The following is a 20892-nucleotide window of genomic DNA, read 5'->3' as shown; positions in this document are numbered from 1 at the left end:
TCTACTTTCTATTAAAAGTCCTATGCCTACAGGTATTTAATTGGTGTAATAAATGAATTATGTATACAATATTTATGGTGAGACCTAAATTAAATTAAAGGATGTAGCAAATGGATTGGAAACTTGATAGAGAATCTAAAAAACCCATTTATAAACAACTTGCTATATATATTGAAAACGGGATTGCAGACGGGACTTTTCCGCCTGATAAACCTTTGCCTTCTGAAAGAGGTTTAGCTAAAGAGCTTGGAATAAACAGAAGCACAGTTGTTGCTGCCTATGACGAGTTAGAATCAAATGGACTCATAGATAGGAATAGAGGCAGCGGAACAACAGTCAGCAAAGATATTTGGGGAATTGCCAAGAAACGGATTCCAAGTTGGAACAGATACATTGAGGCAGGTTCGTTTCTTCCCAATTTACCTGTCACGCAAAGAATACACAAAGAAATGGCAGAGCATAACCTCATAAATTTAGCTAGCGGGGAACTGTCGCAGGATCTTTTTCCGTTGAACTCACTTAGAGAAATCACTTCCAACAGATCCCTTAGAGGGAACTTGGGATATGATCACCCACAAGGTAATCTAATCCTTCGAAAAACTCTGACGGACCATGTTAAACAGTTTCGAGGTATAGACACCGACCCATCAGCTTTATTAATTACATCAGGGGCACAGCAAGCTTTGTATCTTGTTGTTCAATGTTTGTTAAAACCTGGAGACGCTGTCGCTATTGAAAATCCTTCCTATCATTTTAATCTTCCGATATTTAAATCAACAGGAATTAAAACCTATTATTTGAAGGGTGATAAGGACGGAATAAACCCAGATGATATAACCGATTTGTATAGAAAACATAGAATTAAGATGATTTTTTTGAATCCTATTTTTCAAAATCCTACAGGTACTTTGATGTCTTTAGAGCGGCGAAAAAAGATTCTTGAACTATCTTCTGAATATGGGATTCCAGTCGTGGAAGATGATCCGTACAGTTTGTCATCTTTTTCAAACGAAAAAATTCAATCTCTCAAATCCTTAGACCATCATGGGAATGTGTTATATATAAGCTCATTGACAAAAATTGTTGCTTCAGGATTGCGGATAGGCTGGATTATTGGACCCAAAGCGGTAATCGAAAGGTTATCAGATGCCAAACAGCAGGTCGATTTTGGACATGCAAGTTACTCTCAATGGATTGCAAACGATTTTTTAGATTCAAAAGATTTTACATCACACATGAGCAAGTTAGTTAAACAGTTAGAAAGCCGTAGAGATCAAATGGTTGCCAGCATTTGCTCCTTTTTAAAAGAACAAGCTGAGTTTAATATACCACAAGGAGGAATTCATTTGTGGTGCAGGATAAAAAATGAGTTTAATGAAATCCAATTGTTAGAAGAGTCCATTAAACGAGGTGTTATCTATGTTCCTGGATCCACAATGGGGACTGAAAAGGGATATGTCCGTTTTACCTTTGCAAGGGAAAATGAAGAAACGATTCATGAAGGAATAAAACGGTTTGCTGATGCCCTATCTGTTGTTTCAACTTAATATTTATTTTACTATCGCGTCTTAGTAGCCCCTGTGAATTTACTAAGGCTAAATTAGAGATAAAAAGACAGTCTGTTTAATCAGACCGTCTTTTTTATGTTTCTATTAAACGTTTTTTGAGGTTTTCGGAGCGCAAACGGGCGTTTAATGCAGTTCTCTTTAGATACTAATTCAACCAAATATATATCCCTAATGAAATTAAAGCAATGAAAATAACTACTACATATATTAAGGTTAAGTTTGTTGTATTTCTTTTCGTTGAACTACTGTAATTGTCATCAGATTTCCTAGTAAGTAAAAGAGTTGAAACCACAGAGAAAATTAGGATTAAAATAACCAAACCAATCAATATATTCATATTGCACCTCGGATAATGCTATTATTTACACACTAAATAGTAATAATTAAATAATAACCCAACTTGATTAATTATTAACCATCCAATTTAGTTAAAAATAGACCATCCACTTAAATAGGCTTGTTACCCATTTTATTTGAAGGACCTTAATAATTCCTTAAGTTCAAATTAATTTTTCTATTTTCTAGTAATTCACTCACAAACAAGCACTCAGAATTGAATAAGTTCCCCCGTCAAATCAATGGAAAATAACTCAATTCCTTTCTCTTACCCTCTGTGCATCTCTAATATTCTTTTGAACCGTAATGGCTGCAAACAAACTAAGAACAAATGCCATACCATAAAATCCCTTTTCGCTCAAATCAATACTTCCTGCGTTGAATAAACCGATACCCATTAATGAAATAGCTACAATAAGTGCAAACCAACTGATCCCATAATAAATATTAGTAACAGGTATTCCCTCATCTTTATCCCTTACTGCTTTTTGTAAAGATACCGCTGAGTAGAGGCCGAAGACTAAAACTGCAAAGTAATATCCTTTTTCGTTCAATTGCATCGTTGCGTTATACAAGCCTATGAGATATGCCGCAACACCTACTAATAACGCTGCCCATGAAGCTCCGATGAAAGCAGGAGTCGGCTCTCCCTCTTTCCTTTTTACTTTGATTTTTGGATCATTTTGTTTTCCTTTATCTAATAAAACCTCATTATCATTAGACATTAAATGTTCCACCCCCATCTTCTTATATAATAAAAATTGAGCACCTTAGGTACCGCAGTGCTCTTACCTAAATCTATTATATAGGAATTTCTTACAAAGAATAGATAATTTTATTATTAATTTCCAATTTCGATTTCTGTATTTGGTTATCTAAAAAATGCCTGCTTCTGTTGTAAATAATTGAAATATCTTTTTATCGGTATAAACTTTTTAGTAGGAGGCTGTTAACCACACTAAAAACCCCCTAAACTGGATTGTAAGTCCAACTTAAGGGGTTCACTACACTGTACCTGCTGCTTTTTTCTTTCCTTTATTTTCCCACCATTTCATCAATGGGATAATTAAAGTGGATTATTTAGGTCTTTCGATTTCAAAAATATCACCGATTTGAGCATAATTATTTCCAGCCAAACGACTTACAGCACCTAAGCCCCTAGGGTCGATTCTTCCTTTTTCATAAATGTCGCTTTCAATATGGAATTGAACAACTTTTCCTATAATAAAATCACACCCCGGTATGTCTGAGCCTCCCAATTCCAAAGAATGTTCCAATGAACATTCCATTCGAATTTTTGCTTCCTTTACACCTGGTACAGATATCTTCACACTTTCCACTGGCGTTAAGTTAGCTAACTCAATCTCACTTTGATCAGGAGGAAGGTTTGCAGCTGTTTTATTTATTTTTCCAACATTTTGTTCGTCTACGATGTGTACGACAAATTCTTTTGACTGGATGATATTTCTCGCTGTATCCTTTTGTCTCCCCGCTGACCGTTGAATAGATAGTGAAATCAGCGGGGGATTGGATGACACGATATTAAAATAACTAAATGGTGCACCATTTAAAATACCGTCTTTTGAAACCGTTGTGACGAATGCAATCGGTCTTGGAATAATGCTTCCTATTAGGAATTTATAATTTTCTCTTTCAGACATTGAGTTTGGGTCTATCGAAAGCAATGAATTCATTCCTTTCTTTTTCTTAATTTAATTCTCTTACTTCAAACGGTAGCAGTGATTGTTCAAGTTGTGCTCTATGGGGTTCATACTGTGTTGGCAGCATTAATTTTTCTCCCATTGTTTCTTGTGATTCATCATGTGCGAATCCTGGTGGATCAGTAGCAATTTCAAAAAGTATTTCTCCATGTTCTCTAAAATAGATGGCGTTAAAATAATTTCTATCCTGAACAGGAGTGACACCATACCCATTCCCAGCAACATACCTTTGCCAATCTAATTGATCTTGGTCATCCTTAGCCCTCCATGCAATATGGTGGACAGTACCAACACCCATTTTGCCCCGCCCTTTAGGGGTTAATTTAAGGTCAATGATATTTCCAATATCAGCTAAAGAACGAAAACGGATAAAATCTCCCTCTGGTCCAATTTTCTCAAGTCCCAAAACATTTTCTAAAAGTTCGGCAGTTTTATTTGGTTTGGCAGATAAGAGAGTTGCTCCGCCAAATCCTTTGATGGCAAAGTCAGATGTCACTCCTCCAAAGGTCCATGTATTGGCTTCCCCTTCTTCTCTTTCAACAATTTCCAAGTGAAGACCGTGTGGATCATCGAATTCCAAATACCGCTCTCCAAAGCGTTCCATTTTAGTAAAAGGAACATTGAACTTTTCTAGCCTTTTTTCCCAAAACTCCGTAGCACCTTTTGGAACAACGTAAGAAGTCACCCCTACTTGACCATCTCCAATGATTCCTTGGCGGGCCCCTGCCCATGGAAAGAATGTAATGATTGTTCCTGGTTTTCCGCCTCCATTACCGAAATAAAGGTGATAGGTACCCGGATCATCAAAATTGACAGTTTGCTTTACTAAACGCAAACCCAAAACTCCTGCGTAAAAATCAACGTTCTCTTGCGGATGTCCAACAATCGCCGTAATATGGTGAATACCCATTGTTTTTTTATTCATTTTTAACACTCCTTTTTAATCCCAATCTCGAAGGAAACCTTTTACCTTATTTTGTTCCTACCCCAATATTTCAAGTCTCATAAAATTTAGTTTTAACTTAAGAATTTTCAATTCAAGATATATTAAAATAAAAATGCATCTAAAGCATATTTACCAGGATTTATCATCTTAATATCCTCCTAAATGTCTTTATCTCAATTCCGAGATATTAGTTTAAAAAAAATGTAATTTTAAACTTTATTCCTTACTTTTTTCAAAAGCTGTATTAATATCTCTGCTTCATCAGAATTTAATGAATCAAACATATCATCAACTAACTCATAATATTTCGGCATGATTTCATTCATTAATTCATTTCCGTCATAAGTTAACGTCACATGTATCACTCGGCGATCATCTGGACAGGCAGTTCGGCCCAATAAACCTCTTTGTTCCAGCTTATCAATAACATAGGTCATCGAACCGCTTGAGATCAATATGCAATTTCCAACTTGCTGAATTGTTTGTTTCCCTTTTTGATAAAGGACCTCTAAAACAGAGAATTCCGTTATAGTTAGCTTGTTTTTGGTCATTTCTTCCTTTATTCGCTCATGAATCGCTTTAGATGTTTGCATCAAAAGCAGAAAGGGTAAATTCGAACATTTTCTCTCCATTTAATCACCTCCTAGGTATCTCGAATTAAATTATCTCGAATATGAGATAATAATAATACTTGAAAATTTTTTTTTCAATTCTTTATTGAATTATATCCTTCATTTCCTACACGGTTACCTGCCAGTTATTCGTTATTTTAACGATCTTGGCGTAGCGACGCTTTTTTAAGCATCGCCCCGTTAGTCTTCTCATTCTAACTCCTCTTTGGATCGCAGGTAACACTACAATAAAATAATTTAAAACAAAGTGAGGTAATAACTTAAAATTTGATTCATGTATCTCTCATCGAATAGACTAATCATTTAATCCTTTTCCATTGAGAATTTGCTGGCTATATTTTTCAACCCTAGACTCTCGAGTTTTGGATTGTTTGGGTGCAGAAAAATAAAGAATGTATGCTCTTTGCCGTCCCGGCGTTAATGCTTCAAAGGCAGTTTTCAAGGCAGGGAGTTCATCGAATTTATTTTGTAATTCTACAGGAATTTTGTATTCTGTCGTCTTCTTAAAATTCACTTCCAAGCCGGCTTTTTCAACTTCAATGGCTTCATAAATATAGGTTTTCAAAATGGTTTCCATTTCAATTATTTCTTGAAGATTGGTGAACCGAATCTGGCGCGCTGCCTGTACATTCTCCGTTTGTTGGACTAGAATCCCTTGGGTATCCTTTAATAAGGCACCTTTGTTAAACAGAAGCGCACAATATTCTTTAAATCCATGGATTAAAACGATGTTTTTTTTCTCAAACGTGTAACAAGGATGCATCCACTTAAATTCTTCGGTCAGCTCACAGTCAAGAACGATATTTCTCAACTTTTCATATTCTTCCTTCCACTTTTTAGCTTTACTTAAAAATTCATCAACCTTAGGATTCAATCTACTATTTGTCATCAAGGAACACCCCTCTTCAATTTTCGATCGGCTTACAGTTAAGAATGATCCTTCTCATTTTCTCCAATTCATTCTGTCACTTTTTGGCTTTACTTGAATATTCATCAACCTTGGGATTCTTTCTACTCTTTGTCATAATGTCATTTTAACTTAATTCACTAGTTTTTTAAAACGCTGGACGAGACATTTGGTTAATGCACTTGTTCTTCAATCGAAGCCATTTATACATTATGCCTTTTGGGAAACAAAAAGAGACCACAAAGGTCATTATCGTAATTGATAATGTTTTTGTGGTCTCTCCAGTGTCTGCAGACAAATTATTACCTTGATTTTAAAATCATATAGTTTAGTTTTAATGATGAATAGGTTATTACTTGAAAACCATTGCCACCTTAACCGCTTTTTTCCAGACATTAGAAAAAGCATAATGAGGGTAATTCTCTCTACTAATTCTAACTATTTTGAAACCGATGCAATTGCAACTTCAGGTGATGTTACTTTGTCATAAAAATCCACGAATTGATCACGTTCGTCACTATTGCGGTAGGCCATTGCGACACGTGGGTGTTCATTCAGGACACCAGAAATCATATAAGGAATGATAAAGCCCCATTCCCACTTAAGACGCATATCAAGCATATGTTTTTCAATTACACCTAGAACTGGCTTAAGCTCGTAAGTTGTTTTTTGGATGTAGCTTACGAGAAGTTCTGTGTGACAGTTACCAGCCGCACGGCCCATACCATAAACAGAAGAATCTAGGAAAGTAACTCCATTATTCATCGCAGATAGTGTATTGGCGAATGCTAACTGCATGTTGTTATGCGTATGAATTCCAAGTTGTTTGTTAGGGATCATTTCTTTAAACTTTTTCACTTGATGCTCGATATCTGCGGGATCTAAACTTCCAAATGAATCCACAATATAGACCACATCTACAGGGCTATTGCGCACCAATTCGAATGCCTGAATAAGCTGTTTTTCAGGGACACTCGATAAAGCCATAATGTTAAGGGAAGTCTCATACCCCAAATCATGAAACATTTGTACAAGTTCTAAGCCTTTGTCTACTTCTCGGATGTAACATGCTACACGAATCATATCCAAAACACTTTGTTCACGTGGCAGAATGTCATTTGGATCTACACGGCCAATATCTACTAAAGCAGAAAGTTTCGTGAATTTTTTCACAGGAATAATTTCTTTCAAGAAGTTATCGTCAAGAAATCTCCACGGATTAGGTTCCGTTGCGTTTAGCAGCTTAGGAGAATTTTTGTAGCCAATCTCCATGTATTCAACACCTGCATCGCTTAGGCCATTATATAAGTCTTGCACAAATTCAACGCTAAAATCCCAATTATTAACCAAACCTCCATCACGAATGGTACAATCTAAAATTTTGCTGCGTTGTCCCATGATGTAATCACCCCTATTTTCCCAAGATTATCTTTTACTTTAATGCTTTTATATATTAAAATCTTATAGTGTTTATATCATTTTTCATTTACTAGTGTCAATCTATTTTTCTGAAAATTCCTATACAATTAACTACGTCTCCGCAATTCACCATTTGTTACATAAAATGATTTTCTAATTACAATTATCTTAAGTTTCCTCTACGGTACTGCTTGCCCGTTTTCTCGCCCGTAAAAACTTCACAACATTTAAAACAATCGTTTTTGATACGGCATAGGTGGGGACGGCTAATACCATTCCAAGTACACCAGCAAGGTTTCCAGCGGCTAGTAAAATGATGATGATAGTTGCCGGATGAGTGTCCAGGGTTTTGCCAAGAATCATCGGTGATAAAACATTTCCTTCAATTTGCTGGGCGATGGCGATTACCACCACAACCAGCAATGCCTTTGTCGGAGAATCGAAGAGTGCGATTAGTACAGCTGGTGCGCCGCCAATGATTGGACCGACATATGGAATAATGTTGGTAAAGGCTACAGTCAGGGCCAATACGAGCGCAAAGGGCATATCAATGATCAGGTAGCCAATGAATGCCAATGTCCCCACAGCCAAAGCCACGGTCACCTGTCCTTGGATATAAGCGGAAAGAGTCTCTCCCGTTTCTTTTAAAATTGACCGCCCTTCCTTCCGGTACTCTTTCGGAATAAACTTCCCTACTGCTGCTGGGAATTTGTGCCCGTCCTTAAACATGTAAAATAATAAAAAAGGTACGGTGACCAGAATAATCGCAATATTGGCGATGATACCAACGATATTACCTATCGCACCTGTAATCCTGTTCGGAAGTGTATTGCCAAACTCCATGAGTCTTTTTTGGATTGATTCAATTATGTCACTTTGCTGGGTCATGAACCGTTTGAATTCCGACGAATGCGCCAGATTGTCAACAAACTTCATGGTCCTATCAGCATAGACCGGGATTTCATTAGCTAGTGCAGTTATCTGCTTAGTAAGAACCGGCACCAAATTTCCAATGGCAAGTACGAGGAGCCCTGCAAAAACAACATAAATAATCAGGATGGCCACTATTCTTGGAAGTTTTTTCCGTCCAAGAAAATTCACAATTGGATTCAACATAAAAAATAAAAAACCGGTAATCAGAATGGGGAAAAAAATGGTCGAGAAAAAGACACCAATCGGTGCGAACAAAAAGGAAATTTTTGTTGAAACAAAAATGATGGTGAAGACCAATAAAATCTGGATGAGCCAGAATTGTAATTTTGACTTTCTCAAAGTATGTACCTCATATCTTTATTATTTAATAAAAGTATATCAAACACGGTGTTTCCAGCACAATTTTTTAGTAGAAAAGTTCCTACAACAATTTGATTTATAGTCAGAACATGCTTTTTTTTCCACAAAAAACATATACTATAAAAAATACAAGTTGGTGATGGGATGCACACAATAATTACTGGCACAGATGGACCTATATACTTAGGTTATCCTCAACCCATGTTTGGTGCTTGGAATCAGGTAATCCACTACAATCCTTATAGTTATCACATTGGACATAGCTTCGTTCACATGACGCCGATACTTTATGGGTATCCTGCTGGTTTTCCGTATCTAGGACCTTACGTCCCTTTTAGAAAATAAAATTTTAAAAATATGGACTCTTAGCATGAATTCCCCCCCTTGAGCACAACATTTTGTTATCATAAAGTTGATTTGGTTAATCCAAAGTGGTAATGCAAAACCAGGGCTATATGACGCTAGGGGGGATATCTATGATTGATTCATTTACATTTATTAAAGACTACCGGGAGAATATTACTTTAAGAGCGAGTTTCAATGATTTAGCAGCCTCAATTTTTGGTATTAATTTTGAAGCATGGTGTCAATTTGGCTTTTGGACTTCAAAATATATGCCTTATTCATTTATAAAAGATAATCAGGTGATTGCCAATGCATCTGTCAATCTTATTGACTTTGTGATTAATAAGGAAGTGAAACGAGCGGTTCAAATTGGTACGGTTATGACTCATCCGGATTATCGAAATTTTGGGCTCGCAAGGAAATTGATGGAAAGGATAATAAAGGACTACGAGGATGTCGATTTTTTGTATTTATTCGCAAACCAATCTGTTTTAGATTTTTATCCTAAATTCGGGTTTACTGCTCTAAAGGAGACCCAATACTCTATGAGCTTTGATGGCAATGTAAAGGATGACCAAAAAGTGAAAAAGCTGCATGGCGGAAATAGAGAGGATTTAAGATTCATCTATGAATTTTCTCAAAGCGGCAAAATGGTTTCCGACATTTTTGATACAACGAATACCAATGAGCTATTGATGTTTTATTGTATGTACGTGTTTCCCGATGACCTTTATTCTCTTCAAAGTGAGGAAGCGATAGTTCTCTGTAAACATGAAGGCAGCATGCTTCATATTTTTGATGTGATTAGCGCTAAAGAACCTAACCTGAAGGTGATAATTGCCCATTTAGCAAACGGCAATACTCGTGACATCCTATTTTATTTTACACCTGATAGAAACATAGAGGGCTTGACAACAGCACCATATCAAGACAGTAACACCCTATTCATGAAATATAATCATAAAAATGTATCATTACCAACATATTTTAAACACCCAATCACCTCCCAGGCATAAGTGATTGGGGCAGAAATCATTAGTAGCCAGTTTTTGCACTAATAAAAGACCGCCATAATTTTATTCTAAATAGCGGTCTTGTTCTTTATTTTTCTCCTGAAACAACCTGAAGCAATTCATTCCGATCAATGTTGCTGCCCGTAAATTCATGCGTTAACTTACCGTCTGGATTAAAAATAAACGTTTTATTATCATGTAAAACTTCTGCACCGTTTTTTTCAAAATGTTCACCAAGAGTGCCTGCCAACTTTTGAATTTCCTGCTTGTCCCCTGTCAGCATTTTAAGGTAGGACATTTCGAAATTCATTTTCTTTGCGTGTTCTTTCATTGCTTCGGGAGTATCATTATCGGGGTCAAGTGAAACGGAAACGAGCAAAAGATCTTCTGTATTGCTTCCCTTCGTTTTCATATCCTGCTGCAAGTTGCTAAAGTTCTTCAATAAAACCGGGCAGGCATTTGGATCCATACAGTTTACATAGGTAAAGGTCAACACGACGGTTTTTCCTACCAAGTTCTGTCTTGTCACTTTATCACCATTCTCGTCGATTAGGTTAAAATCTGGTAATGCTACCTCTTTTGTGACTTTATGGGCATTTTCCACTGTTTTCTCTTCGACCGTGAACTGCTTATTTTCCTCAAATTTTTCTCCATCATGATTTACTTCAATGTTTGCCACCCAGTCACCATTCATCGGCAATTTGACGGTTCCAATATATTTCCCATCCCCTATCTCTTCCACAGCAGCAGGGGTTGTTCCATGGTCCATATTTTTCATAGTTAAATCCGCGCTAACTTTGGCGCCTTTCACTAGGTTTCCTTGCTTGTCTGTAAGTTTAAATTGCATCACATATGGTTTCACGGGGGTAAACGTTTTTGGTGAGGAAAGCTTCACCGTTAAGTCATTCGTTGCCCCGCAGCCTGCGATAAAAATTAAGAAAAGACTCATGACGAAGACAGTTATTCTGTTCATATTGCCCAACCTTCCAGCCATTTTTCTATTTAAAATAGTTCCCTTTAACTATACCCCTCTATCCTGCTTTTAACTGTGAAGTTCTTCACTTTATCATCTTTTCCACATACATCCTTTTAGTCGTAATTCCCAAATTACTGCCAACACAAAAATAAGCAGAACAAGTTTCCATATTCTTTAATAAAATAGAATATCTCACAAAACCAAAATTAATGGCCCATTAAATAAGGAGTGGTCATATGGGAACCATTACCGGGAAGGAATTTATTGAACGAATTGATCGGTTAAACACTGATATATGGATTGACGGAAAACAAATGGAAGGAAAAATTTCTGAACATCCAGCATTCAAAGGGATTCTTCAAAGCAAAGCATCCCTCTACGATTTGCAGATGGAGAAACAGCTAAAAAGTAAGCTGACTTATCTTTCAGATGATTTAGGAGAACCGATCGGGCTATCCTTTTTACAGCCAAAGACAAAAAAGGAGCTCAAGAAAAGGCGAACAATGATTGAACAGTGGGCAAAGCACACGAATGGGATGATGGGAAGAAGTCCCGATTATATGAACACGGTTGTAATGGCGTTTGCCTCCTCCACCTCACTCCTAGAAGGTAGGAAAAATTGCTTTCCTGAAAATATCCAAACTCTTTATGAAAGGGCGAAGAAACAAGACCTTTCGTTCACCCATACATTTATTACCCCCCAAGTGAATCGTTCCCAGTTCCACTTTGATTCCTCTACGGAACCGATTTCCGCCAAGGTGATTGACAGAAACGAGAATGGAATTATCATTCAGGGCGCTCGACTGTTAGCTACACAAGGCGGTCTAACCGATGAAGTACTGGTATATTCAGCAGGCGGAGTGATAGATGAGGATCTTGCCTACGCATTTTCTATTCCCTCTGACACCATAGGGTTAAAATTTATTTGCCGGGAGTCTTTTGTTGGCGGCGATTCCACCTTTGATTATCCGTTAAGTTCACGATATGAAGAAATGGATACCATTCTTGTCTTTGATCATGTATTAGTTCCATGGAACCGTGTGTTTTTTTACGACAATATAGAGGCCTCCAACCAATTCTTACTTCAAAGCTCATTCCAATCCTTTGCTAGTCATCAGGTTATTACAAGACAAATTGTCAAAACGGAATTTGTTCTAGGCGTTGCTGAGCTTCTGGTAGAAACAATAAATGTTAGTGAATATCAGCATATACAGGAAAAACTCGCTGAAGTTATTATTGGTCTTGAAACCATGAAAGCACTTTTAGCTAAGTCAGAAATCGATGCGAAGTTAGATGAAGAGGGATATATGCGACCGAGTATGCTGCCTCTTCAAGTTGCCAGCAATATATTCCCCAAAATATATCCTAGATTTAGTGAGATTATCGAAATCGTTGGAGCAAGTGGGATGGTCTCTTTACCAACCGAAAAAGATTTCTTTTCCGCGATTCGAACCGATTTGGACCAGTATCTTCAAGGGGCAAATAAAAATGCGGAGGACCGGGTTAAAATATTTCGTTTAGCCTGGGATCTGACGATGAGTTCGTTTGGTACAAGGCAAACCCAGTATGAAAGATACTTTTTCGGTGATCCCATTCGGTTATCAAGCCAGTTATATAGCACCTATCCGAAAGAACAATATGTAAAACAGATTAGCGAGTTCTTGGAATTAAACTCCTGATAATATAAGATAGCTGACTCAATGTGTTCCTAGTCTTGAGTCAGCTTTTTTATTTATTAACTTTTTTCCGCAAAGGTCTTCAGATATGTTAAATTAATAATAATTAAATTTTAAAAATTATCTGAAGGTAGGAAATTACCGTGCAGCATTTTTACTTATTTATTCTTATGTGTATTTTTCTCATTATTTTACCTGGTCCGGATACGGCCATGGCAACAAGGAACACGCTCTCCATTGGAAAATCAGGTGGTTTTAAAACCGTTTTTGGTACTTGCTGCGCCCTCTTTATCCATACCTTTGCCGCAGTAATTGGCCTTTCCGCCATTATTGTGAAATCAGCCCTCTTATTTTCGATTTTCAAATATGTAGGGGCTGTCTATTTAGTATATATTGGCTTTAAAACATTATGGTCCTTGAGAAAAAATGATGCAGTCGAAGGCCAGGATACAAATATAGAAAGCAAGTACGGGCAAAAATCTTGTTTTCGCCAAGGGTTTCTTACAAATCTACTAAACCCGAAGGTGGCCATTTTCTTTTTAACCTTTTTACCGCAATTTGTGAATCCTGAAAGTAATACCTTTTTTCCGTTTCTAATTATGGGAATAACCTACACTGTGTTAACTGCACTTTGGTTTTTCCTATATATTTATTTAATCAATCAGATCAGTGCATTTATGAAAAAACCATCTACCCAAAAGGTTGTTCAAGGTATAACCGGGTTTGCCCTGCTAGGTTTTGGCCTAAAACTTGCCCTTGAAAAGTCTCATTCATAGTCGGTGTCAGGCACCAAGCGATTTGTAATCAATCATTACATTACCATTAAATCAAAAGGAGGGCATCCCAATTTCACCTATGACGGGACACCCTCTTTTCTATTCCTTTTAGTCATGTATTCTCAACCAGCGAAAAGTATTTTCCATTAAAATAGATTAGCGGTTCTGAATCATTAACGTGAATTCCTAGGACTTTGCCGATAAATAGTGTATGATCACCCTCTATATGTGAAGACGATACTTCACAAGCAATTTGTGTTAAAGCCCCCGGCAAAACCGGTACTTCGCCCAGTCGGTCAAATACTATTTCTTGATGTTCTTTCACCTGTCCGGCAAAAATCAGCGAGAGTTCCTGCTGATCCGCGGTGAGTATATTTATCGAAAATGTACCGCTCCGTTTTATTTTTTCAAGCATTTGTGCTTTTTCGGCTACTGAGATTACCACGAGTTTCGGATTGAGTGACACAGACATGAAGGCATTTGCAGTCATACCGTGCACCTGACCATCCACTTCTGTTGCCACCACTGTTACCCCTGTCGCGAAATTTCCCATTGCGTTTCGAAATTGACGATCATCCATTTTATTTTCCTCCCATTTATCCACCCAGTCCGGAAATAAGGATTCCAAAACAGGCAGTAAATAACAATATATTTAAACCCAGACCAATTAATGCCCCTTGCCCTAACCGACTCTTCCCCTTCGAAAAACTAATGACCGGAAACACCACCAGTCCAATGATGGCGACACACATATACGCAAAAAATATCGAAGGATACACAAATATAATTAATAATCCCAGCAGGTAAATACCAAGAGTTATGCCAATTCCAATCCATAAGTCTTTTAGTGATCCGTCGGTCTTTTTTCCTGGATTCTGATTCAAATAACCTCCTCCTTTTTTTAAGAATACTTTTTGTTCCTATTAACCCATCATGACCCTTTTTCAACCCAAATGGTCGTTATGACCTGCTCTTATCAACCGTTTCTCCCTTTCTTCAACCCAAATGGTCGTTGTGAACCGCTCTTATCGACCATTTCTCCCTTTCCTCAACCCAAACGGTCGTTATGAATCGCTCTTATCGACCGTTTCTCCCTTTCCTCAACCCAAGGTCGTTATGAACCACTTTTATCGACCGTTTCTCCCTTTCCTCAACCCAAACGGTCGTTATGATCTACTCTTATCGACCGTTTCTCCCTTTCCTCAACCCAAATGGTCGTTATGAACCGCTCTTATCGACCGTTTCTCCCTTTCCTCAACCCAAACGGTCGTTATGAACCCGCTCTTATCGACTATTCCGCATTAATAAAGGTTCTCCCTTCAAGCTCGGCCTGAATTTTCTTCAGCTCCAGCTCTTTCTCATCACGGTAAAATAAATTATAAGTATCAAACGGGATGATTCGACCATCTGGATGGGCAATATGAACACAGGATTTTTTGACCGAGCGGACATCAAAATTATAAGCATCTAAAAATTGCATAATAATTACCCGAAACACGTTATCATAGCCGATTTGCCCTGGCATTGATACTTTTGGCAGGCAGCATAATAAATCCTGCAATGATAATGCCGACGAATCCGGTGAATGATTCAGAGAAAACAATTTAAATATCATATTTTTAATATTTTCATCTTGTTCAAATACAATTGTATTCCGTTCTCCCTCTAATAATATGTTCGGATCGATTAAGCCTGTTAATGGTGTTGCCACACCGTCGTGTTTTAAGGCATACCCCATCGCTAGACAGTCTGGATGGCAGGGAACAGGGATGATATCCGTTGGCCCAAAAACATTGGATTGGTCGATAATCATCTGTCTTACTTCACTCAATGTTAAGCGATTGGTCGATGGGTCATATTCCTCCAATCTTCCTGCCGCCTGAATGGGCTGAAAGGTTACCCCACGGACACATTTCTGTTTCAAGCCATATTGAATGATTTTTCCCACCTCATGTTCGTTTAACCCTTTTTTCAATGTGACAACAAGTGTAGTGGAAATATTGTACTCATTTAAATTCTCGATTGCTTTTTGTCTAATATCTCTTAAATCGACGCCTCTTAATTCTTCGAGTGCTTCTTTTTCAAAGCTATCAAATTGAAGGTAGATTTCAAAGCCCGGTGAATAGGTAGCAAGCCGCTTCACAAATTCTTTATCAGTGGCAATCCGAAGCCCATTGGTATTAACCATTATATGCCGAATCGGTCTTGATTTTGCCAGATCAAGTATCTCAAAAAACTGTGGATGGATCGTTGGTTCCCCACCGCTGATTTGGACAATATCCGCATGGCGTTCATTTTTAATGATATTATCAAGCATAAATTCAATTTTTTCCATGCTGCGGAAGCTTCCCTTTTGCGGTGAGGATTCTGCATAGCAAATCGGACATTTTAAATTGCATCTCTCCGTTATTTCTAACAGCGTTAAACAGCTATGCTGCTCATGATCAGGGCATAGTCCACAATCATATGGGCAGCCGTACTTAATTGGTGTATTCCAGCGATACGGCATTTCCGAAGGCTTGATAAACTCGCGGCACCACTTATAATAGGCAACATCAGTAGAAATCAAAACCTTCTCTCTCCCGTGCTGCATACAATGCTTCACAAGGTAGACCTTTTCATTTTCGATAATGACCTTTGCCTCTACTTTTCGCAAACAGGTCGAACATATGCTGTTGGTTAATTCATAAAATAAATAAGGTCGATTAGGCATGGATTTCTCTCCTTCTTTCCGTTTGTTTTTTATTGATTAGCCAGAGGTAATACGCGATTCCTAGTAAACTTGCAAGTTGAATATTGTTGAGGATCCAGTAAGGGTGCGGTGTGGGTTTGATAAAATCAATCATGAAGCGAAACGATAAATAACTGAGCATGAATAACTGGAACAATAATCCTTCCCAGCCGGTCTTTTTCCTTTTTATTTGAAAAAGGACGAAAATAAGCATTCCTAAAAAGAATATTTCATAGAGCTGTGTGGGATGACGCTTGATTCCATCTCCGAAATCAACACCAGTCATCCAAGTGGTTGCCACACCGTATGTATGGTCATCCAAGCCTGTTAAAAAGCAGCCGATTCTTCCAATCATCATCCCTACGATCAAGGGCAGAACAAAATCATCCCCGGTCGAACGCGTCCAGCCGATCCATTTCTTGGCTGTTTCCACGCCGATTAGACCGCCTAATAATCCGCCGACAATCGTTTTCCCTTCGATTAGATAAATAAGATTATTCCAATTTTCTAGTGTTTTTCCCGGGTCCTCCAACCAATAAAGCAGCTTTGAACCTAGCGCCGCACCTAATGTGGCACCGACTACCACCCAAAGCGCTTTATCGATTGGAATCCGTTCTTTATTTCGTGTATATAAATACACACGAAAGCCAATGAAGTAAGCTAGCGCTTCTAATAACAAATGGGGATGAATTCCAAATATATAGACAGGGAAATTCACCTAGGGCTCCTCCTATCTAAAAATAAGTCTTGTATCATTTCCATACTATCAGAATATTAGGTATATTTAACAGCTATTTTTCGCTATTTCTTTTTCATTCTGCGATACAGCCGATATCCTTTTCGGACCCCGTTAACGAAAAAAAATGGTATCGGTGGATGGTATTTATAAAGATACGGTTGATAAATCTTGTAATAAGCCTTTTTCAAATCATCCCACTTCCGGCAATAACCCTGTTTATAAAAATCCGAAACGTCAACGATATACCCTCTTCCCTCAAACATGACAACATTTTTACCGTGAACATCAAAGGGATTTAAACCAACAGACCGGGCATAGTCCAGGCCTTGGTCGATATCCTCAATCACCAGTTTCGGGATTTGAATCCCCTTCACAACCGCATCAAATAAGGTAATTCCCTCAAGCTTTTTTAGTACTAAATAGTTATCCCCATACGCAAATAAAGTAGAATAAGATTCATGGGTTCCCAATTTTTTATAGACATCTATTTCCTTTTTAAGCTCCTCATGGCTGCGTCCATATACTTTTACCACCCGCTTTGGATGCGAAACATGGGAAAATACTCCGGCATAATTGCCGCTCCCGATTGTTTTCCATGAAGTTGACAGATTGTTTACGATGATTGGGTCAAAGGGGCTATTAGTGGATAAATTTATTTGTGGTAATAAATCGTTTTCTATTAAATCGATATACTTCGATTGCTGCATCCTAACACCACACACCGTTCCCTTTATATAAATCAGTTAATTCTGTTCCTTTTTACGCACCTGGGTTACAACATAGAGTTATAGGCAGCGATTTTATTTTCTGTTAGTTTTATAATTTCTTCCAAGTCTGTTTTTTGCACCCTTAATTTTTCTAAGTGTTTTTGAAGGATTTCTTTCCTTCTGATTAACAGCCCGGAAATACTGGGAATCTCCTTTTCCAATATGCAGCCATCCTTAACAATTTCCTTGATATTTTCCAGGCTCATCCCCGTGCTTTTTAAACTACAAATAAAGTTTATAAAGGTAATATCTTTTTCCGAATAGACTCGGTCCTTGCCGTTCACCCTTTTGGGAAATGGTATGATTTCCTGTTTTTCGTAATAGCGTAATGTATGGGTTGACAATCCTGTTTTCGCAGCCACTTCCCCTATCGTAAACATTATACTCGCCCCTTTAACTCATTTATTACTTTTATCATAAATGGCTATTGACTTAGACTCAACTCTAAGCTGTAACCTTAACAAGAAAAAGACAAGAGGAGGCATCATTTATGAGCAAAAATCCATTAGAAATTACCTGGTTAGGCTTTGGAGCCTTTTATATCAAAACTGCTGGGGGGAAGAAAATCCTGATTGACCCCTGGGTGCAAAATAATCCCCTATTCCCGCACTCGTTTACAGAAACAATCTTGGATTGTGACTACATTCTCTTGACACATGGTCACCGAGACCATGCAGAAGATGCTGTCAGATTAGCCGGACTTACAAACGCTACCCTGATAGCAGGCTGGGAATTGTCACAGTTACTGATGCAGCGAGGTGTCGAGAATGTACTGCCCATTAATAAAGGTGGTACGCGAGTAGTTAAAGATATGTCCTTAACAGCTGTCCATGCTGACCATTCTGGAGCATTTGTGGAAAACGGAAAAATAATTTATGGAGGCGAACCGATGGGCTTTTGTTTACGCCTTGGGAAAGACTTTTCTATTTACCATGCTGGAGATACGAATGTGTTTGGTGATATGGCTTTGATCCAGGAACTCTATCAGCCCAACATCGCCATCCTGCCAATTGGTGATGTTTTTACGATGGGACCACGGGAAGCGGCCAAGGCCATTCAGCTATTGAAGGTAAAAGAGGTAATCCCCATGCATTTTGGTTTCGACTTTTTAACTGGTACACCTGAAATGGTTTCGCATTATGTAAATGATGAAAGGATAAAGGTCCATCCGATTAAACCAGGACAAACAATTACCTATTCTTAATCGCTAATTGAACAAGATTTAGCTAAAGGGAATTATTTCTTTTCTTTTACGTTTGCACGTTATACACTAAAGAGGAAAATTTAAGTTAATATACTATATTTCGCTAGATATACGAGGTGTTTTAGGTGAATTTTCCTATTTTAGAAACAAAAAGATTAAAATTAATTGAAATAACCCATCAGCATGTTGATGACCTATACGGAATTTTATCTTTAGAAGAAGTGACCCGGTTTTATGGGACCAATCGGTTCACCTTACAGGTCGAAGCGACAAGATTAATTGATATGTTTCTTAAGAACTTTCTTGATAAACGCGGGATCCGCTGGGGAATTAAGCTAAAAGAAAATCAACGAATCATCGGAACGGTAGGTCTTAATGGTTTACAGCTGAATAATAAACGTGCCGAAATCGGTTATGAACTCCATCCCTCCTTTTGGAGAATGGGCTATGCCTCAGAGGCGATTAAAGAAGTGCTTGATTTTAGTTTCAATCGATTAGATTTATATCGAATTGGGGCTGTTGTTTACCCCGAAAATGAGGCATCCATCCATTTACTTATGAAGCATGGCTTTATCAAGGAAGGATTACTGCGCGGCTATATCCACCAAAATAATCAATTTCATGATACGGTTGTATTATCTTTATTAAAACCTGAATGGGATAGAAGCCAGGAATAAATCCTGGCTTCTCTTATTCCTCAAAATATTCCTTCATTGCTTTTGGATCGTTGACTTCTCCATTATGATAATACGGGTTATTTTCAGCAGCATCCTTCGGGTCAAGATTCGTTTTAATGACCAACATTGGCGAAGGAGAACTTTCAGCAATCAATCGGTCGTTCAATTGATCAAAATCAGGCAGCTTTTTATTTCCAGGCTGTCTCGGCTCCATTTAGAACACCTCCTAGAAATAGCTTGCTTCGAAAACCATCTAAAATTCTAAAGTTAGGAAATTCTTCATACAATGATAGGAATAAGAAAAAAACTAGGAAGTATTACCTTCCTAGTATCTTTATTCCTCTTCTGAGCCGACTAAGAAATCCGGATTAAGTTCCTCGAATTCTTCGTCGTCGACATCCATACCCCATTCGTCATCTTCATCCTTGCAGCCCTCAGGATTGACACGCACACAAACTTTTGTTTCGCCAATGACCTCAACGAGGAATTCCCTTTCGACATGGACAATGATGCGATTGCCATTAGGGGAGATGACTGCTTCACAACAGTTAGGCTGCTGCAGCACTCGAGCAACAATTTCATTGTCATCAAGACAGTCATTGTCACGATATTTTAGCTTGATGATATCTGTATATTGAACACGTTCCGTTACCACCTCAGTTTTGGTATTATCATTAAATGAATACCAAACATTGATGTCATATGATCCGTGTATCTCTACAGTCTTGCCGACTTTTTTCGCGTTGTATTTATGGTTGATAATCCAACAGCCAAGAATACTTGTTGGACTGTGCGCCGGGCTAATCGTATGATTGGACTGGGTGAATTTTCGCCCTTTCGCAACTACGGCCTTTGTAATTATCTCTCTATATTCTCCCATTTTGCGCGAACCCTCCTCATTCATTTTCATTTCATCGTATGCTAATTTGTAGACTAGTGTGATATATATTTTTGTGAATACTGGTTAAAAGTTTAGTCATAGTTCATTTTATGCGGGATTTTGATGTATGTGCTTTAAACGCCTGTACTTTAAAAAGAGGGGGAAGAAGCTTCTGCCGAATCAGTGGTATGGATAAAAATTCAAAAAAAAAAGCCTGGCTTTAAATTAAAAGCCTGGCTTTTCTTAAAAGATAAGAAAGTATATAATTTTCGACTTTGAGAATTGT

The 20892-nt window shown here is 37.9% G+C and carries 22 protein-coding genes; 6 read left to right on the top strand and 16 right to left on the bottom strand.

Translation table 11 applies throughout. From position 1 onward, the window contains the following. Nucleotides 1-110: 110 nt before the first annotated feature. A complete protein-coding gene (gene pdxR / locus BSO02S_RS15055; protein ID WP_066068862.1) occupies nt 111-1547 on the top strand; it encodes a MocR-like pyridoxine biosynthesis transcription factor PdxR in 1437 nt (478 codons plus the stop codon). A 611-nt stretch (nt 1548-2158) separates the two neighbouring features. On the opposite strand, the gene yiaA is transcribed toward pdxR, so the two are convergent. The 7 genes from yiaA to BSO02S_RS15020 all read right to left on the bottom strand — a co-directional run bounded on the left by yiaA (nt 2159) and on the right by BSO02S_RS15020 (nt 8801). Beyond that, on the bottom strand, nt 2159-2629 hold the full coding sequence (yiaA, locus tag BSO02S_RS15050; protein ID WP_066068859.1) for an inner membrane protein YiaA: 471 nt from the start codon (nt 2627-2629) through the stop codon (nt 2159-2161). 351 nt (nt 2630-2980) lie between these two features. Beyond that, on the bottom strand, nt 2981-3589 hold the full coding sequence (locus tag BSO02S_RS15045) for a flavin reductase family protein (protein WP_066068855.1): 609 nt from the start codon (nt 3587-3589) through the stop codon (nt 2981-2983). Between the two features lie 22 nt (nt 3590-3611). Continuing rightward, nucleotides 3612-4550: a ring-cleaving dioxygenase gene (locus BSO02S_RS15040; protein WP_066068850.1), complete on the bottom strand. Its 939-nt coding sequence runs from the start codon at nt 4548-4550 to the stop codon at nt 3612-3614. Between the two features lie 230 nt (nt 4551-4780). After that, a complete protein-coding gene (locus BSO02S_RS15035) occupies nt 4781-5203 on the bottom strand; it encodes a MarR family winged helix-turn-helix transcriptional regulator (protein WP_066068847.1) in 423 nt (140 codons plus the stop codon). 295 nt (nt 5204-5498) lie between these two features. Then, a complete protein-coding gene (locus BSO02S_RS15030; protein ID WP_066068844.1) occupies nt 5499-6092 on the bottom strand; it encodes a YdeI/OmpD-associated family protein in 594 nt (197 codons plus the stop codon). 456 nt (nt 6093-6548) lie between these two features. After that, nucleotides 6549-7508: an aldolase catalytic domain-containing protein gene (locus BSO02S_RS15025; RefSeq protein ID WP_066068841.1), complete on the bottom strand. Its 960-nt coding sequence runs from the start codon at nt 7506-7508 to the stop codon at nt 6549-6551. Nucleotides 7509-7697: 189 nt separating this feature from the next. Further along, the gene (locus BSO02S_RS15020; RefSeq protein WP_066068837.1) at nt 7698-8801 is read right to left on the bottom strand and encodes an AI-2E family transporter; all 1104 of its coding nucleotides are present in this window, start codon (nt 8799-8801) and stop codon (nt 7698-7700) included. Nucleotides 8802-9298: 497 nt separating this feature from the next. Between BSO02S_RS15020 and BSO02S_RS15015 the strand changes: the two genes are divergently transcribed. Beyond that, a complete protein-coding gene (locus BSO02S_RS15015; protein WP_066068834.1) occupies nt 9299-10183 on the top strand; it encodes a GNAT family N-acetyltransferase in 885 nt (294 codons plus the stop codon). An 85-nt stretch (nt 10184-10268) separates the two neighbouring features. Here BSO02S_RS15015 and BSO02S_RS15010 read toward each other — a convergent pair whose 3' ends face one another. Continuing rightward, a complete protein-coding gene (locus tag BSO02S_RS15010) occupies nt 10269-11153 on the bottom strand; it encodes an SCO family protein (RefSeq protein ID WP_169802753.1) in 885 nt (294 codons plus the stop codon). Nucleotides 11154-11392: 239 nt separating this feature from the next. Between BSO02S_RS15010 and hpaB the strand changes: the two genes are divergently transcribed. Both hpaB and BSO02S_RS15000 read left to right on the top strand, forming a co-directional pair. Then, the gene (gene hpaB / locus BSO02S_RS15005) at nt 11393-12835 is read left to right on the top strand and encodes a 4-hydroxyphenylacetate 3-monooxygenase, oxygenase component (protein ID WP_066068829.1); all 1443 of its coding nucleotides are present in this window, start codon (nt 11393-11395) and stop codon (nt 12833-12835) included. A gap of 167 nt (nt 12836-13002) precedes the next feature. Continuing rightward, entirely contained in the window at nt 13003-13608 is a 606-nt protein-coding gene (locus BSO02S_RS15000) for a LysE family translocator (RefSeq protein WP_174524249.1), read from the top strand. 112 nt (nt 13609-13720) lie between these two features. Here the strand turns inward: BSO02S_RS15000 and BSO02S_RS14995 are convergent, their stop codons facing one another. From BSO02S_RS14995 to BSO02S_RS14970, 6 genes are all read right to left on the bottom strand, one after another. After that, the gene (locus tag BSO02S_RS14995) at nt 13721-14188 is read right to left on the bottom strand and encodes a flavin reductase family protein (protein ID WP_066068823.1); all 468 of its coding nucleotides are present in this window, start codon (nt 14186-14188) and stop codon (nt 13721-13723) included. Nucleotides 14189-14204: 16 nt separating this feature from the next. Beyond that, entirely contained in the window at nt 14205-14492 is a 288-nt protein-coding gene (locus BSO02S_RS14990; RefSeq protein WP_066068820.1) for a hypothetical protein, read from the bottom strand. A gap of 407 nt (nt 14493-14899) precedes the next feature. Then, nucleotides 14900-16321 carry a radical SAM protein gene (locus tag BSO02S_RS14985; protein ID WP_066068819.1) on the bottom strand — a complete coding sequence of 474 codons (1422 nt, stop codon included), beginning with the start codon at nt 16319-16321 and terminating at the stop codon, nt 14900-14902. After that, entirely contained in the window at nt 16314-17057 is a 744-nt protein-coding gene (locus BSO02S_RS14980) for a prolipoprotein diacylglyceryl transferase (protein WP_066068816.1), read from the bottom strand. The genes BSO02S_RS14985 and BSO02S_RS14980 overlap by 8 nt, the downstream gene beginning before the upstream one ends. Nucleotides 17058-17140: 83 nt before the next feature. After that, nucleotides 17141-17785: a protein kinase family protein gene (locus BSO02S_RS14975; protein ID WP_066068811.1), complete on the bottom strand. Its 645-nt coding sequence runs from the start codon at nt 17783-17785 to the stop codon at nt 17141-17143. A gap of 65 nt (nt 17786-17850) precedes the next feature. Beyond that, nucleotides 17851-18225, bottom strand: coding sequence for a MerR family transcriptional regulator (locus BSO02S_RS14970; protein ID WP_066068808.1), 375 nt, complete (start codon nt 18223-18225; stop codon nt 17851-17853). 110 nt (nt 18226-18335) lie between these two features. On the opposite strand from BSO02S_RS14970, the gene BSO02S_RS14965 reads away from it, so the two are divergent. Continuing rightward, entirely contained in the window at nt 18336-19049 is a 714-nt protein-coding gene (locus BSO02S_RS14965; RefSeq protein ID WP_066068805.1) for a metal-dependent hydrolase, read from the top strand. Between the two features lie 125 nt (nt 19050-19174). Continuing rightward, nucleotides 19175-19726, top strand: coding sequence for a GNAT family N-acetyltransferase (locus BSO02S_RS14960; RefSeq protein ID WP_066068803.1), 552 nt, complete (start codon nt 19175-19177; stop codon nt 19724-19726). A gap of 13 nt (nt 19727-19739) precedes the next feature. On the opposite strand, the gene BSO02S_RS14955 is transcribed toward BSO02S_RS14960, so the two are convergent. Beyond that, nucleotides 19740-19940 carry a hypothetical protein gene (locus BSO02S_RS14955; RefSeq protein ID WP_066068800.1) on the bottom strand — a complete coding sequence of 67 codons (201 nt, stop codon included), beginning with the start codon at nt 19938-19940 and terminating at the stop codon, nt 19740-19742. Nucleotides 19941-20060: 120 nt separating this feature from the next. Continuing rightward, nucleotides 20061-20606, bottom strand: a complete 546-nt coding sequence (locus BSO02S_RS14950) for an outer spore coat protein CotE (RefSeq protein WP_066068797.1) — start codon at nt 20604-20606, stop codon at nt 20061-20063. Nucleotides 20607-20892: the final 286 nt, after the last annotated feature.

The sequence above is a fragment of the Neobacillus soli NBRC 102451 genome (assembly GCF_001591665.1).
Classification (GTDB): domain Bacteria; phylum Bacillota; class Bacilli; order Bacillales; family Cytobacillaceae; genus Neobacillus; species Neobacillus soli.
Note: the sequence above shows the minus strand (reverse complement) of the source record. Positions and strands in the feature narration are given on the sequence as shown.

Excerpts from the sequence above, each read along its gene's own strand:
- pdxR (WP_066068862.1), top strand. The coding sequence starts at position 111 with ATGGATTGGAAACTTGATAGAGAATCTAAAAAACCCATTTATAAACAA.
- BSO02S_RS15040 (WP_066068850.1), bottom strand. The coding sequence starts at position 4,550 with ATGAATAAAAAAACAATGGGTATTCACCATATTACGGCGATTGTTGGA.
- BSO02S_RS15015 (WP_066068834.1), top strand. The coding sequence starts at position 9,299 with ATGATTGATTCATTTACATTTATTAAAGACTACCGGGAGAATATTACT.
- BSO02S_RS14965 (WP_066068805.1), top strand. The coding sequence starts at position 18,336 with ATGAGCAAAAATCCATTAGAAATTACCTGGTTAGGCTTTGGAGCCTTT.
- BSO02S_RS14955 (WP_066068800.1), bottom strand. The coding sequence starts at position 19,940 with ATGGAGCCGAGACAGCCTGGAAATAAAAAGCTGCCTGATTTTGATCAA.
- BSO02S_RS15030 (WP_066068844.1), bottom strand. The coding sequence starts at position 6,092 with ATGACAAATAGTAGATTGAATCCTAAGGTTGATGAATTTTTAAGTAAA.
- BSO02S_RS15035 (WP_066068847.1), bottom strand. The coding sequence starts at position 5,203 with ATGGAGAGAAAATGTTCGAATTTACCCTTTCTGCTTTTGATGCAAACA.
- yiaA (WP_066068859.1), bottom strand. The coding sequence starts at position 2,629 with ATGTCTAATGATAATGAGGTTTTATTAGATAAAGGAAAACAAAATGAT.
- BSO02S_RS14995 (WP_066068823.1), bottom strand. The coding sequence starts at position 14,188 with ATGGATGATCGTCAATTTCGAAACGCAATGGGAAATTTCGCGACAGGG.
- BSO02S_RS15010 (WP_169802753.1), bottom strand. The coding sequence starts at position 11,153 with ATGAACAGAATAACTGTCTTCGTCATGAGTCTTTTCTTAATTTTTATC.
- BSO02S_RS15000 (WP_174524249.1), top strand. The coding sequence starts at position 13,003 with ATGTGTATTTTTCTCATTATTTTACCTGGTCCGGATACGGCCATGGCA.
- BSO02S_RS15025 (WP_066068841.1), bottom strand. The coding sequence starts at position 7,508 with ATGGGACAACGCAGCAAAATTTTAGATTGTACCATTCGTGATGGAGGT.
- BSO02S_RS14950 (WP_066068797.1), bottom strand. The coding sequence starts at position 20,606 with ATGGGAGAATATAGAGAGATAATTACAAAGGCCGTAGTTGCGAAAGGG.
- BSO02S_RS14970 (WP_066068808.1), bottom strand. The coding sequence starts at position 18,225 with ATGTTTACGATAGGGGAAGTGGCTGCGAAAACAGGATTGTCAACCCAT.
- BSO02S_RS14975 (WP_066068811.1), bottom strand. The coding sequence starts at position 17,785 with ATGCAGCAATCGAAGTATATCGATTTAATAGAAAACGATTTATTACCA.
- BSO02S_RS14985 (WP_066068819.1), bottom strand. The coding sequence starts at position 16,321 with ATGCCTAATCGACCTTATTTATTTTATGAATTAACCAACAGCATATGT.
- hpaB (WP_066068829.1), top strand. The coding sequence starts at position 11,393 with ATGGGAACCATTACCGGGAAGGAATTTATTGAACGAATTGATCGGTTA.